Here is a 15,149-nt window from a genome sequence, read left to right as displayed (position 1 = left end):
AGATTTGTATAATATAGCAATAGTAAAGTACGGAGAAATAGGAGTAAAAGGAAAAAATAGATATATATTTGAAAATAAGCTTATAAAAAATATAAAAAGCATGCTTTCTCCTTTAGGAAAGTTTAACGTATATAAAGAATATGGAAGAATATATGTTGATTTAGGCGAATTTGCTGAAGATTATGAAGAAGTATTAGAAGAAATCAAAAAAGTTTTCGGTGTAGTTGGAGTTTGTCCAGGAATAAGAGCTGACAAAGATTATGATAAATTAAAGGAGTTAGCTTTAAAATTACTAGACGAGAAAATAGAAGAAGGGTCAAAATCATTTAAGGTCACTTCTAGAAGAGGAGACAAAAGTCTTCCTTTAACTTCTCAAGAAATGAGTAAAGATATAGCTGGTTTTTTAGTTTTTAATGTAAAAGATAGAATAAAAGTTGATGTAAGAAATCCTGAAACAACTATACATTGTGAATATAGACAAAATCATGTTATGGTTTATAGTGACACTGTACCAGGTTATGGAGGACTTCCAGTTGGAACTAATGGAAGAGCTATGTCTTTATTATCAGGAGGTATAGATAGTCCTGTTGCATCTTGGATGGTTGCAAAAAGAGGAGTAGAGATAGAGGCTATACATTTCCACAGTTATCCATTTACAAGTGAAAAATCACAAGAGAAGGTAAGAGATTTAGCTCAGATCTTAGCTAAATATTGTGGAAAGGTTAGACTTCATAAGGTTAATATATTAGAAATTCAAAAAGCTATAGGTGTTTCTTGTAAAGAAGAAGAGATGACTATAATATCTAGAAGATTCATGATGAAGATAGCTCAAAGAGTAGGAGAAATGAGATTTTGTGATGCTTTAGTAACAGGAGAGAGTATAGGTCAGGTTGCATCTCAAACAATACAAGGATTAACATGTACTAATGCTGCTATTACTTTACCTGTATTTAGACCTCTTATAGCTATGGATAAATCAGAGATAATAGATATAGCTCAGAAAATAGGGACATTTGAAACGTCTGTAATACCAGAAGAAGATTGTTGTACAGTATTCTCTCCAAAGAGTCCTGTTACAAAACCTAAATTAGATAGAATAGAAAGATCAGAGTCTGTATTAGATGTAGAAAAATTAATACAAGATGCTATAGATAATATGGAAGTAGAAGTATTTGAATTTTAATAAAAAAATGTCGTAGTAATTTACTACGACATTTTTTTATTATTTATTGTGTACGTTAACTCCAAATTCAGCTAGAACTTCAGCTGCTTTTTGAACATCTTCTTTTGTAGCATCAGGTACACCTTTTAATTCATATTCAAATCCCATATTTTCCCACTTGTGAACGCCTAAAGTATGATAAGGTAGGATTTCAACTCTATCAACATTATTTAAAGTTGATATAAATTTGCCCATAAGTTCAAGATTTTCTCTATCATCTGTAACTCCTGGAACAAGAACGTGTCTTATCCAAACAGGTATATTTCTATCACTTAAGTGTTTTGCAAGTTTTAACGTTTTTTCTATACTAACACCAACTAAATCTTTACATTTATCAGGAACCATATGTTTTAGATCAAGTAATACTAAATCAGTGTAATCAAGTATAGGATCTATAGTATCTATATCTACGAAACCAGATGTATCTAAACATGTATGAATATTATTTTCTTTAGCCTTTTTAAATAATTCCTTTAAAAATTCTGGTTGAAGAGTAGCTTCTCCTCCTGAAACAGTTAAACCGCCACCAGAGAACTTCATATAAGAAGAGTATTTATTAATTTCTGTTATAATTTCATCTACTGTATATTCAGTACCACCTTTTACATCCCAAGTGTCTCTATTATGACAATATTTACATCTTAAAGGACACCCTTGCATAAATAATATGAATCTTATTCCAGGACCATCTACAGTACCAAATGTTTCTATTGAATGAACTCTACCTTTTATCATTTTATCCACCTCGTTAATTATAAGTTATTTATCATATAAAACATTAAATAACATGTATACATTATACTAAATACCCTGTATTTTACATTGCTAAACTTATAATGCATATTTTAAAAATATTTAATGCAACTTTTAGAAAAAAAGAGTGCAAACTGATGAGGTTTGCACTCGGAATATACTTTGATAAATGATTGTTTATAATATGTTTACAATTATATTAAGTTATAAATTAGCACATTTTTCCGTGGAATGTTCTGTTTATAACGTCTAATTGTTGCTCTCTAGTTAACTTGATGAAGTTTACAGCGTATCCTGAAACTCTTATAGTTAATTGAGGGTATTTTTCTGGATGTTCCATAGCATCTTCTAAAGTAGATCTATCAAATACGTTTACGTTTAAGTGATGAGCTCCTTGAGCGAAGTATCCATCCATCATTGAAGATAAGTTGTTTACTCTTTCAGTCATATCTTTTCCTAAAGCACCTGGTACTATAGAGAAAGTATTAGATATACCATCTTGAGCATGCTCGTATGGTAACTTAGCAACTGATGATAATGATGCTAAAGCACCGCTATTATCTCTTCCGTGCATTGGGTTAGCTCCTGGAGCGAATGGCTCACCAGCTTTTCTTCCGTCAGGAGTGTTACCAGTTTTCTTACCATAAACAACGTTTGAAGTTATAGTAAGTATTGATTGAGTATGATAAGAATTTCTGTAAGTTTTGTTCTTTCTTATCTTGTTCATGAAGCTTTCAACTAATTCAACAGCTATATCATCAACTCTGTCATCGTTGTTTCCGTATTTAGGGAAATCTCCTTCAACTTCGAAGTCAACAACAACACCTTGTTCATTTCTTATAGTTTTAACTTTAGCGTATTTTATAGCAGATAATGAGTCAGCACATACTGATAAACCAGCTATACCACAAGCCATAGTTCTGAATACGTCTCTGTCATGTAAAGCCATTTCTAATGCTTCATAAGAATATTTATCATGCATGTAGTGGATTACATTTAATGTATTTACATATAAGTTAGCTAACCAATCTGTAAACATGTCAAATTTCTTCATAACCTCATCGTACTCTAAGTATTCAGAAGTTATTGGCTCAAATCTAGGTCCAACTTGCTTTAATTTCTTCTCATCTACACCACCGTTTATAGCGTATAATAAAGTCTTAGCTAAGTTAACTCTAGCTCCGAAGAATTGCATTTGTTTACCTATTCTCATTGCAGATACACAACAAGCTATACCGTAGTCATCTCCCCAGTAAGGTTTCATTAAATCATCGTTCTCGTATTGAACAGAACTTGTGTCTATTGATACTTTAGAACAGAAGTTTTTGAATCCTTCAGGTAATTGAGTAGACCATAATACTGTTAAGTTTGGCTCTGGAGATGGTCCAAGAGTATATAAAGTATTTAACATTCTGAATGAGTTTTTAGTTACTAAAGTTCTTCCGTCTAATCCCATACCACCGATAGACTCAGTTACCCAAGTTGGGTCTCCAGAGAATAAATCGTTGTATTCAGGAGTTCTTAAGAATCTAACCATTCTTAACTTCATAACGAAGTGGTCCATTATTTCTTGAGCTTCTTCTTCAGTTAATACACCAGCAGCTAAATCTCTTTCGAAGTATATATCTAAGAAAGTAGAAACTCTACCTAAAGACATTGCAGCTCCGTTTTGATCTTTAACAGCTCCTAAGTATCCGAAGTAAGTCCATTGAACAGCTTCTTTTGCATTAGTAGCAGGCTTAGATATGTCGAATCCGTAAGATTCAGCCATTCTCTTTAATGCTTCTAAAGCTTTTATTTGATCAGATAATTCTTCTCTTAATCTTATAACATCTTCATCTATACATCTAACTTCTAAAGTAGCTTTTTGATCTAATTTATCTTGTATTAATTTATCAACACCGTATAAAGCAACTCTTCTGTAGTCACCTATTATTCTACCTCTACCGTAAGCATCTGGTAATCCAGTTATTATACCAGCACTTCTAGCAGCTCTCATGTCAGGAGTATAAGCATCGAATACACCTTGGTTATGAGTTTTTCTATATTTAGTGAATATTTCGCTTATTTCTGGATTTAATTTGTATCCGTAAGCGTCACAAGAAGTTTCAACCATTCTTATACCACCAAATGGCATTACAGCTCTTTTTAAAGGAGCATCAGTTTGAACTCCAACAACTGTTTCTAAGTCCTTGTCTATGTATCCAGGACCGTATGCATCTATTAAAGATACAGTATCAGTGTCAACATCTAATGTTCCATTGTTATCTCTTTCTTTTTTGAAAAGAGCTAAAGCTTCATTCCATAATTTTTTAGTATTTTCAGTTGCTCCAGCTAAGAAAGAATCATTTCCTTCATATGGAGCGTAGTTTAATTGTATGAACTCTCTAACGTTTATTTCTTTAGTCCATCTACCAGTTTTGAATCCTTGCCATGCATTCATATTGATAGCCTCCTTAAGTTTATATGTGTGTTCAATTTATATTTATAAAATCTAGCTAGATATTTTTTAAACAATATAATCATAACACAGAATTAGTATTTTGTATACAACATTTTATATAATGTTTTGTATTTTGACATTTTTCTTATATTTATTAAAATAATACCCTTTAAAATACAGAATAAACATAAATTTTAAGAATAATTTTAAAATTTAAGAGATACATAAAATTAAGTTAAATGAATATCTATTTATAAAGGGGGGATTAAATGATATTTACGATAATTTTATTTTTAATAGGATTTGTACTAATAACAAAAGGAGCAGATATATTTATAGAATCAACTATATCTGTAGCAAAAAGGACTAATATATCTGAAATGGTTCTTGGAGCAACTATTGTTAGTTTAGCTACAACTTTTCCTGAGTTAACAGTATCTGCATTTGCATCAGTAGAAGGGCATACGACAATGAGCCTTGGAAATGCTGTAGGGTCTATAATATGCAATACCGGATTAGCCTTGGGATTAGTAGCTATAATTAAGCCATTTAAAGTAAGTAGTAGAGATTTTAACTCAAAAGCTATTTTACTTATTGTATCTATAATAGTATTGATAGTGTTAGGATTTGATAAAAACATAGATAGAGTAGATTCTATGGCACTAATAGGAATTTTATTTATTTATATGATAAATAATTACAAAAGCATTCCTAAATCTAATAAAAATATGAAACAAAGCAATAAAAATGGGATTAAAATAAAATCTAAAGATTTTATGAAAATAATTACTATGTTTATATTAGGTATAACTATGATGATTATAGGATCAAAGCTATTAGTTAATAATGGTATTAAAATAGCTGAATTTGTAGGAGTTCCACAAGCAGTTATAAGTTTAACAGTAATAGCCCTTGGAACATCATTACCTGAATTAGTATCATGCCTAACTGCAATAAGGAAAAATCACAATGCTATTTCGGTAGGAAATATTTTAGGAGCAAACATATTAAATGTTTCTTCTGTTATAGGGGTTTCTGGATTTATAAATGATATTCCTATACTAAATCAAAGCTCTGTAATTGATTTTCCATTTATGATTTTATTGATTTTGTTACTTATAGTACCTACGTTTTTGAAACAAAGAATATATAGAATTCAAGGAGTTTTAATGTTATCTACATATATAATATATATATCAACTTTATATTTTACATATATAAACTAAAATAAGGAGTGAAAATCACTCCTTATTTTAGTTTATAATGAATACTTAAATAGACATAAGGATAAAATATTAATTGCATAATATCTAAAAAAAATATATAATTGATAAAGTTAATATAAATTGATTACGGAAAGGAAACAATATATGAATATAGTTAAATTCGATGATTTACCAATAAATGAAAACATAAAAAAAGCTGTATTAGAAATGGGGTTTGAAGAACCATCTCCGATACAAGCTCAAGCAATACCAAAAATAATAACAGGAGTAGATATAATAGGACAGGCGCAAACTGGTACGGGAAAGACTGCTGCGTTTAGTATACCTATATTAGAGATGGTAGACCCAGAAGATAGGAGTCTACAAGCTGTAGTACTATGTCCAACAAGAGAATTAGCAATACAAGTATCAAGTGAGATAAGAAAAATAGGTAAGTACATGCACGGAATAAAAACTTTACCTGTATATGGTGGACAACCTATAGATAGACAAATAAAATCTTTAAAGAGTGGAGTACAAATCGTGATAGGAACTCCAGGGCGTATTATAGACCATATAAATCGTAAAACTTTAAAGATGGATAAAGTTAAAATGGTTATATTAGATGAAGCGGATGAAATGCTAGATATGGGATTTAGAGAAGATATAGAAACAATTTTAAATCAAACTCCAGAAAATAGACAAACAACGTTTTTCTCAGCTACTATGCCTAAAGGAATATTAGATTTAACTAAAAGATTCCAAAAAAATCCTGAGCAAGTAAAAATAGTTAGAAAAGAACTTACAGTTCCAAATATAAAACAATACTATATAGAAACTAAGAATGCTAATAAATTAGAAGTATTATGTAGATTAGTAGATGTATATAATCCTAAATTATCAGTAGTATTCTGTAATACAAAAAGAGGTGCGGATGAATTAGTTAGTGACTTACAAGCTAGGGGTTACTTTGCAGATGCATTACATGGGGATTTAAAGCAGACTCAAAGAGATATAGTAATGGATAAGTTTAGAAATGGGACTATAGATATATTAGTTGCTACAGATGTTGCAGCTAGAGGAATAGATGTTGATGATGTTGAAGCTGTATTTAACTATGATTTACCACAAGATGAAGAGTACTATGTACACAGAATTGGTAGAACAGGTAGAGCAGGTAGAAATGGAGTATCATTTACATTTGTATTTGGTAAAGCTATGAGAAAAATGAAGGATATAGAGAGATATACTAAATCTAAGTTAGAAAAACATAACATACCTTCAATATCAGATGTAGAAGAGAAAAAAGTAAGTGTATTCTTTGAACAAGTTAAATCTACTATAGAGGAAGGTCATTTAACAAAGCAAGTTCAATGGTTAGAAAACTTCTGTAAAGAAGAAGATTACGATACTTTAGATATAGCTGCAGCATTAGTTAAATTAGCATTAGGTGATGAGGCTAAACAAGAAATAATTGAAGAAAGTTATGATACAGGTGCTGAATCAGGAATGGCTAGATTATTTATAAATATAGGTAGAAAGCAAAAAGTTCAAGCTAAAGATATAGTTGGGGCTATAGCTGGAGAAGCTGGAATACCAGGTAAGTTAGTTGGAACTATAGATATATATGATAAATATACATTTGTTGAAGTTCCAAAAAAACATACTAGAAAAGTTATTGAAAAAATGAAGAATATAAAAATAAAAGGAAATAAAGTTAACATAGAAAAAGCTAATTCAAAAAGAAGAAAATAATTATAAAAAGTAAAAGAGACATCTTAATTTAAGATGTCTCTTTTACTTTAGAATTCTAAATTTAAAGATAGTAATCTTTCTTTCAATTCATTGATTATGTTTAGTTCATCTACTTCAGATTCAGCATCAAAAGTGACTGAAAATCTTAGATAACTTCCACAATCATCCCAAGGAACAGTTGAAACTAATGCTTTTGAAAGAATATAAAGACTAGCTTCTTCGGCATTATTAAATCGAATACCGTTTTTTATGCCTAGAGGAATTGGTACATAACAATAAAATCCGCCTTTAGGAATTTCTGCTTTAAAACCAATTTCTTTTAAAGCTTTAGTCAGTAACAAAAATCTTCTATAGTAACGAGATTTATTAGCTTCAATTAAATCGCAATTATCAAGTGCATAAGCACCAGCTTTTTGGATTGCCCTAAATTGTCCTGAATCTGTATGTCCTTTAACTGCACAATAAATTTTCATAGCTTTTTCAGAACCAACTACAAATGCAAGTCTCCAGCCAGTCATATTAAAGGCTTTGGATAAGGAGTGTATTTCGATACAGACATCTAAACTGCCTTCTATATTAAGAATGCTTAAAGGATTATAATCTTCATAAGTTAAAGCTCCATAAGCCAAATCTGAAATTATTAAAATATCATTATCTCTTGCAAATTTAACTGCATATTCAAAAAATTTTTTTGTAGCAACTTGACCAGTTGGATTATTAGGATAATTTAAATATAAAAGTTTTGCTTTTTTTCTAATTTCTGATGGAATGGAGTTTAAATCTGGATAAAAATTATTTTCAGCACAAAGTGGAAGTTTATAAATTTCACCTCCCAAGAATTTTGAATAAGTTCCTAGAACTTGATAAGCAGGAGAAGGCATTAAACAAATATCACCTGGATTAATAAAACAGATAGGAAGCATAGCTAATACAGGCTTAGAACCGATACCATGAACTATATTAGCTGAATTTATGTTCTTAACACCATATACTTTATCTAAATATCTACATGCAGCTTCTTGAAATTCTATAATACCATTGTCAGCATAAAATCGGTTTTCAGGTTTTTGTGCTTCAATAGATAATATATCTACAATTGATATGTCTGCCATTTTGTCAGGTTCTCCAACACCCATATCAATAAGTTTTAAATTTGGATTTTTAGACTGGACTTCTTTTGTAATTTTTTTTACTTTTTCAAACTTATAAAGATTATCAGAGTTTTTAAAAAAGGATATTCCTCCAAGACGGTTAGCTACTTTGTTGTCAATAAAATCCATTACTATTCCTCCAAAATAATTTAGTATAATATATACTATTTAGACAGGTATATTTTTGATACAAGAAACAACTATTTAAATTTAGTTGAAGGATAATAATTTAATTTATAGAATTGAATAAAAAGTAGCATTTTAAATTTTGATAGGAGGGGAACTAATGATAAATTTTTCATTGGATAATAAAAATCTAAGGGTAGAATTTTTAAGTAAAGAATTAGACCACCATATAGCAAATGAAGTAAGAGAAGAGATAGACTATGTTATTCAAGATAAACAAATAAAAAATATAATATTTGATTTTAAAAATATGAATTTTATGGACTCATCTGGAATAGGGGTTGTAATTGGTAGATATAAAAAGGTTTCAAGTGAAGGTGGAAAGGTAGCGGTAATAAATATAAATTCGAGAGTTAAGAAAGTTTTTGACTTATCAGGTATGGCAAAAATAATAGAAATTCATGAAAGTTATGAAGATGCATTAAGTTCTTTTTTAGGGGGAGTGGCAAATGAATAATATCATGGAAGTTAAATTTTCGGCAAAGTCAGAGAATGAAAGCTTTGCAAGAGTTATAGTTGCATCATTTGCATCTAAATTAGATCCTACATTAGATGAACTTGCAGATATAAAAACTGCAGTTTCAGAGGCTGTTACAAATGCTATAATACATGGATATGATGAGAATGAAGAAATGTTTGTAAAAATAAGATGTGAGATTAATGATAAAACTGTTACTATAACTGTTGAAGATGATGGAAATGGAATAGAAGATTTGGACATGGCAATGCAGCCATTATACACATCAAAACCAGAATTAGAAAGATCAGGTATGGGATTTACAGTTATGGAAAGTTTTATGGACCAGGTAGAAGTATCATCTAAAAAAGGAGAAGGAACAAAGGTTGTTATGAAAAAGAAAATAGATTCATCTAATATAGAATAGAGGTTTTATTATGGGGATAACTGCCAATAAAGAGGAAAGAAAGGGATTGCTTAGCCATGAGGAGACTTTAAATTTAATACATCTTGTACAAAATGGGGATGAAAAAGCAAAAGAGATTTTGATAGAAAGCAATTTAGGTTTAGTTAGAAGTGTTGTATCTAAATTTTTAAATATAGGGTATGAGCGAGATGATTTATTTCAGTTAGGTTCTATAGGACTTATAAAAGCTATATATAAGTTTGATCCAAAATTTAATGTGAAATTTTCTACATATGCAGTCCCTATGATTTTAGGAGAAATAAAAAGATACTTAAGAGATGATGGGATGATAAAAGTATCTAGGTCTTTAAAACAAATAGCTATAAAAGCTAAAATGCAGACTGAAATTTTAACTAAAAAACTTGGAAGAGAACCTACTATAGAGGAATTATCAAAAGAGGTTGGAGTTGACAAAGAAGACTTGGTAATGGCTTTAGAGTCTAACTTCTCTGTTGAGTATTTACATGGAGTTATACATGAAGAGGAAGGTTCTCCAATTTGTTTAATAGATAAGATTAGCTTAAAAGGTGAAAATGAAGAGGAAAAAGTAATAGATAATTTATTATTAAAAGAGGTATTAGGTAAATTAGATAAAAGAGAAAGACAAATTATAATGCTTAGATATTTTGAGGATAAGACACAGAGTGAAATAGGAGAAATGTTAAATATTTCTCAAGTTCAAGTTTCTAGAATTGAAAAAAAGGTACTATCAAAGTTAAAAACATATATAGGATAAATAAACCCTTAAATTAAGGGTTTATTTTTTTTGTTTTGTAAAATAATAACAATATATAAATAAAAAGGAGGATGACAAATGGGAAAAAAATATAAAGACTATGTTGATGAGATTAGTCCAAAACCCAAATATGCAAAAAATTATATAATGGCATTTATTGTTGGAGGTTTAATATGCGTAATAGGGCAAATTATAAACGATGTATATTTAAACTTTGGGCTAGATAAATTAAAAGCAGCTGGAGCAACTTCTATGACTCTTATATTTATAGGATCATTTTTAACTGGAATAGGAGTATATGACCTAATTGGTAAAAGAGCTGGAGCAGGATCTATTATACCTATAACAGGGTTTGCTAACTCTATAGTTTCTCCTGCTATGGAATATAAAAGAGAAGGATACGTATTAGGAGTTGGATCAAACTTATTTAAAGTAGCAGGACCTGTATTAGTTTATGGGATAGGTTCTTCTATAGTTTGTGGTTTTTTATACTATGTAATAAATTTTTTCATTAAGTAAGGAGGAGTACAAGTGGCTAATAATAGAATTGGGAAAAGAACTGTAGAATTAAAAAACAAGCCTACTATAATATCTACATCATCTATAGTTGGACCAAAGGAGGCAGATGGCCCATTAAAAGATTACTTTGATATAAAGATAGATGATGATTTATATGGTGAAAAAAGTTGGGAATTTGCTGAAAGTAAAATGGTTCAAACAGTTGTACAGCATGCTGTATCGAAAGCTAATAAATCTATAAGCGATGTTAATTATATGATAGCTGGAGATTTATTAAATCAATTATTATCAACTTCATTTGCGGCAAGAGAAGTAAGTATACCTTTTTTAGGTGTTTATGGAGCTTGTTCAACTATGTCTCAATCATTATCCATAGGAGCTATGATTGTAGATGGGGGATTTGCTGATTTGGTTGTAGCAGCAACATCTAGTCATTATTGTACAGCTGAAAGACAATTTAGATTTCCTTTAGAATTGGGAAATCAAAAACCCATGACAGCACAATGGACAGTTACAGGTTCAGGATGTTCTTTAATATCGAATAATGGAGAAGGTCCAAAAATAAAATATTTAACAATTGGGAAGGTTATAGATGAAGGTATAACAGATGCTAATAATATGGGAGCTGCAATGGCACCAGCTGCTATAGATACTATATTTTCATATTTTGATGATACAAAAGATGATCCAAATAGTTTTGATATGATTGCTACTGGAGATTTAGGTAAAGTAGGTATGCAAATAACAATAGATTTATTAAAAGAAAAAGGCTTAGATATTTCAAAAGTATATACTGATTGTGGAGTAGAAATATTTGATTTAGAAGCTCAAGATGTTCATTGTGGAGGAAGCGGATGTGGATGTTCAGCATCTGTTTTTAACGGATATATATATAAAATGCTTAAGGCTAAAAAATTTAATAAAGTAATGTTAGTATCTACGGGAGCATTATTATCACCAACAAGTACACTACAAAAAGAAAGTATACCTAGTGTAGCACATGCAGTTGTAATAGTTAATGAATAAGAGGTGAAATCAATGATAGATTATTTAAAGGTATTTTTAGTAGGAGGAGTTATATGTTTAATAGCGCAAATAATGATGGACTATTTTAAACTTCAAACTCCTTATATAATGGTAACTTATGTAACAGGTGGTGTTTTATTAAGTTTTATAGGGATTTATGATAAAATAGTTGATTTTGGAGGGGCAGGAGCAACTGTACCTATAATAGGATTTGGGTATTCATTGTATAATGGAGTTGTAAAAGCTATAGAACAAGATGGATTTATAGGAATATTTACAGGAGGAATAACAGCTACAGCTGGAGGGATAGCGGCTGCTATATTCTTTGGATATATAATGGCTGTTGTGTTTACTCCAAAGGCTAAGCCATAAAAAAAGAACTATATGATTTATCATATAGTTCTTTTTTTTATGCACCTGTATTTTGGGCAGGTGTCTGAGGATTTGGAGATGGGGTAACTGGTTGAGTCGGAGTCGGAGTTGGATTAGCTCCGCCTCCAGTATTAGTGCCGCCACCTTGGGTAGGCGGAGTACTTCCTCCAGCATTACCACTACCATCTCCTGGTTTAGGAGGATTAGCTCCTCCAGGTATATTAGTTTGATTGTTATTACCTTGATTACCATTAGCACCATTATTTGTTCCGTTTGCACCAGTATTTGGTGTTTGATTTTCTGGTGTCGAAGGATTTTGAGGTTTTTGGGTATTAGTATTATCAGGGCTTTCATTTTCTGTTTTTTTCTCTTCAGTAGTTGCCTTAGGAACTTCCGGAGTATGATCTATCGCACTACCACTTGGAGTATGACCTTTTATAAAAGCAGCAATTGCAGAGTTATAAGCACCTTTTCCTACTACATCACCTGTAAATAAATTTATGTTAAAAAATTCTATAGAACTAGGTTTTTTAAATTCTGTAGGTTTAAGACCGTCATGAACCTTACTCATTACATTTGCCCAAAGTTTAGCTGAAGTCGAGCTTCCACCAGCAACCCCTCTACGAGGTATACTAGCTTTAGTATCAGGATTTGAACGATAATCATCACCTATATAAGTAGAACCTACATAGTATGGAGTATATCCTACAAACCAAGCATCTTTATCTTCGTTAGTTGTACCTGTTTTACCAGCAACAGGCATACTACCTATACTAGCTGATTTACCAGTACCTTCTGTTATAACAGACTTCATCATATCAGTTACAACATAAGCAACCTGAGCATCTACAACTTTATGTTCTTCTGGTGTATTTTGAACTAAAACTTGACCGTCAGATGACTCTATAGTTGTAAAAGTTATAGGTTCAACATAAACTCCACCATTTGCTAAAGTACCATATGCAGCAGCCATATCAAGAGGAGAAACTCCTTTTGTCATACCACCTAAAGTAAGTGCTGAGAATTTTCTATCTTCACCACCAGGGCCATCTTTTAAATCAGATAAACCAAAATTCTTTAGGTAATCAAGCATAGTATCTACACAATCGTCGTAAGAATCGCCAAGGGTTTCAGCAACTTTAACTGCTATTGTATTTGAAGATTTAGCTAATGCTTGACGCATAGTCATTGATCCTGTACCTGGTGTTGTAGTTTTTGGATCCCATTTATTATTTTGGCTAAACTTATATCCGCCAGGAACATCACTAAATGAATCTGCTTGATTTTTACCATTATCAATAGCTGGTGTATAAACAGCTAAAGGTTTTATTGTAGAACCAGGTTGATGAGGAGAAATTGCTCTATTTAGTACTTTTCTAGCTTTTATTTCTCTACCGCCCATCAATGCTTTTATTTGCCCAGTTCTATAATCTAAAATAACCATAGCAGCTTGAGGCTGAGGTACACCATCTGAACCCATTATAGTTTCTGGGAAGTTTGCTCTATTATTAAATTGGCCTTCTAGTTCGCCTTGCATACTTTTATCTATAGTAGTACGTATTTTTAAACCGCCATTGAAATATAGGTTATGAGCTTCTGTGTCCGTATAACCTTGGTTTATAAGACTAGTTATAACATCGTCTTCAATTAAATCTTCTACTGTAGAAGCAGGCTTTTTAGTTGGTTTAGGCAATTTTATTTCTATTTTTTCAGCGATTGATTTATTATATTCCTCTTGAGTCAAATAACCAAGTTCTAACATTTTCGCTAAAACTGTTTCTTGTCTCTTTTTAGATTCAGGGTTTAACTCAACTTTTCTACAAACCATATTACCGTCTTTTAATTGCTTGTAGTAATCATAATCAGGGATAAGTCCCCAAGAATACATTTTATCAACCATATCAAGTTCAACACGAGTAGGATCGTCAAAATTATCATTTTTACCATTTACGAAGAACTTAACTTTATTTTTTAAATCATCTTTAGTTTCATTTCCAGTTAATTTTGCAGTTCTATAGGCTGCATATTTTTGAGGGTTTTGAGTAATACCGACAATCATGGCAGATTCAGCTGTTGAAAGGTCTTTTGCATGTTTATCAAAATATGCATTAGCAGCAGCTTCTACACCAATTGCACCACTTCCAAAATAAGCGCTATTTAAATAAAGTTCTAATATTTCTTCTTTAGAAAGTGTCTTATTCATTTCTAAAGCATAGTAAATATCTTTTATTTTACGAACAACAGAAACTTCCTTAGAAGTTAATAAGTTTTTAGATACCTGCATAGGTATTGTACTTCCTCCTGGTGAAGAAGATGTTAATACATTTAATACAGCAGCTCTAGCAAGACCTTTAAAGTCTACACCATCATGTTCATAAAATCTCTCATCTTCTATAGATACAAGTGCATGTTGAAGATGAGTTGGCATATCTTTTATTGAAATCGGAACCTTTTTATTATCTGTAGGTGGATTTCCCATTAAAGATCCGTCATTATATAATAGTTCTGTTACTGTATTAACTTTTTTATCAAGCAATGCTTTAGTAATAGGTTCTACATTTTTTAAAGCAACAAATACTAGTGCTGATGATGCAGCTACACCTAAAACTAATGTAACTAAAAGCGCAACCCCAATAGTTCTAATAATCTTAAATTTATCTTTCTTATTAGGTTTACGAGTACTATTTTTACTACTGCTAGTCTTAGTTGATTTGCTGGACGAGGCTGTAGTTTTAGTACTAGAGGAACTAATTTTTTTTCTGCGGATTTTATTTTTATCATTGTTATAATTTCCCATGAAATTAACCTCCTTACTGTGACAATATATTATAACATATATAGGAATAATTTTGTATTTT

At 30.9% G+C, this 15,149-nt stretch carries 13 protein-coding genes; 9 read left to right on the top strand and 4 right to left on the bottom strand.

Annotation, left to right across the window (positions count from 1 at the left end):
• The first annotated feature begins 4 nt into the window (after positions 1–4).
• Positions 5–1,183, top strand: coding sequence for a tRNA uracil 4-sulfurtransferase ThiI (gene thiI, locus ATCC9714_RS14280; RefSeq protein WP_057545742.1), 1,179 nt, complete (start codon positions 5–7; stop codon positions 1,181–1,183).
• A 39-nt stretch (positions 1,184–1,222) separates the two neighbouring features.
• Here thiI and pflA read toward each other — a convergent pair whose 3' ends face one another.
• On the bottom strand, positions 1,223–1,957 hold the full coding sequence (gene pflA, locus ATCC9714_RS14275; protein ID WP_021122431.1) for a pyruvate formate-lyase-activating protein: 735 nt from the start codon (positions 1,955–1,957) through the stop codon (positions 1,223–1,225).
• A 229-nt stretch (positions 1,958–2,186) separates the two neighbouring features.
• Positions 2,187–4,418, bottom strand: coding sequence for a formate C-acetyltransferase (pflB, locus tag ATCC9714_RS14270; RefSeq protein WP_054631401.1), 2,232 nt, complete (start codon positions 4,416–4,418; stop codon positions 2,187–2,189).
• A gap of 269 nt (positions 4,419–4,687) precedes the next feature.
• Between pflB and ATCC9714_RS14265 the strand changes: the two genes are divergently transcribed.
• Positions 4,688–5,644, top strand: a complete 957-nt coding sequence (locus ATCC9714_RS14265) for a calcium/sodium antiporter (RefSeq protein ID WP_021127733.1) — start codon at positions 4,688–4,690, stop codon at positions 5,642–5,644.
• Positions 5,645–5,788: 144 nt separating this feature from the next.
• Entirely contained in the window at positions 5,789–7,378 is a 1,590-nt protein-coding gene (locus tag ATCC9714_RS14260; RefSeq protein ID WP_055340681.1) for a DEAD/DEAH box helicase, read from the top strand.
• A gap of 47 nt (positions 7,379–7,425) precedes the next feature.
• On the opposite strand, the gene ATCC9714_RS14255 is transcribed toward ATCC9714_RS14260, so the two are convergent.
• Positions 7,426–8,658 carry an LL-diaminopimelate aminotransferase gene (locus ATCC9714_RS14255; RefSeq protein ID WP_057545743.1) on the bottom strand — a complete coding sequence of 411 codons (1,233 nt, stop codon included), beginning with the start codon at positions 8,656–8,658 and terminating at the stop codon, positions 7,426–7,428.
• Between the two features lie 157 nt (positions 8,659–8,815).
• On the opposite strand from ATCC9714_RS14255, the gene spoIIAA reads away from it, so the two are divergent.
• From spoIIAA to spoVAE, 6 genes are all read left to right on the top strand, one after another.
• Positions 8,816–9,172 carry an anti-sigma F factor antagonist gene (gene spoIIAA, locus ATCC9714_RS14250; protein ID WP_021122442.1) on the top strand — a complete coding sequence of 119 codons (357 nt, stop codon included), beginning with the start codon at positions 8,816–8,818 and terminating at the stop codon, positions 9,170–9,172.
• On the top strand, positions 9,165–9,599 hold the full coding sequence (gene spoIIAB / locus ATCC9714_RS14245) for an anti-sigma F factor (protein ID WP_021127736.1): 435 nt from the start codon (positions 9,165–9,167) through the stop codon (positions 9,597–9,599). The genes spoIIAA and spoIIAB overlap by 8 nt, the downstream gene beginning before the upstream one ends.
• Positions 9,600–9,609: 10 nt before the next feature.
• Positions 9,610–10,374 (top strand): RNA polymerase sporulation sigma factor SigF, encoded by a 765-nt coding sequence (gene sigF / locus ATCC9714_RS14240; RefSeq protein ID WP_021122445.1) that lies wholly within the window; start codon positions 9,610–9,612, stop codon positions 10,372–10,374.
• Between the two features lie 78 nt (positions 10,375–10,452).
• On the top strand, positions 10,453–10,893 hold the full coding sequence (gene spoVAC, locus ATCC9714_RS14235) for a stage V sporulation protein AC (protein WP_021122446.1): 441 nt from the start codon (positions 10,453–10,455) through the stop codon (positions 10,891–10,893).
• Positions 10,894–10,905: 12 nt separating this feature from the next.
• The gene (gene spoVAD, locus ATCC9714_RS14230) at positions 10,906–11,919 is read left to right on the top strand and encodes a stage V sporulation protein AD (protein WP_054631405.1); all 1,014 of its coding nucleotides are present in this window, start codon (positions 10,906–10,908) and stop codon (positions 11,917–11,919) included.
• Between the two features lie 12 nt (positions 11,920–11,931).
• Positions 11,932–12,291, top strand: a complete 360-nt coding sequence (gene spoVAE / locus ATCC9714_RS14225; RefSeq protein ID WP_021122449.1) for a stage V sporulation protein AE — start codon at positions 11,932–11,934, stop codon at positions 12,289–12,291.
• A 37-nt stretch (positions 12,292–12,328) separates the two neighbouring features.
• On the opposite strand, the gene ATCC9714_RS14220 is transcribed toward spoVAE, so the two are convergent.
• A complete protein-coding gene (locus ATCC9714_RS14220; RefSeq protein ID WP_057545744.1) occupies positions 12,329–15,088 on the bottom strand; it encodes a transglycosylase domain-containing protein in 2,760 nt (919 codons plus the stop codon).
• Positions 15,089–15,149 lie beyond the last annotated feature (61 nt).

The organism is Paraclostridium sordellii, assembly GCF_000953675.1.
Lineage (GTDB): Bacteria > Bacillota > Clostridia > Peptostreptococcales > Peptostreptococcaceae > Paraclostridium > Paraclostridium sordellii.
The sequence above is the reverse complement of the archived record's forward strand: the minus strand, read 5'-3'. Positions and strand labels throughout refer to the sequence as shown.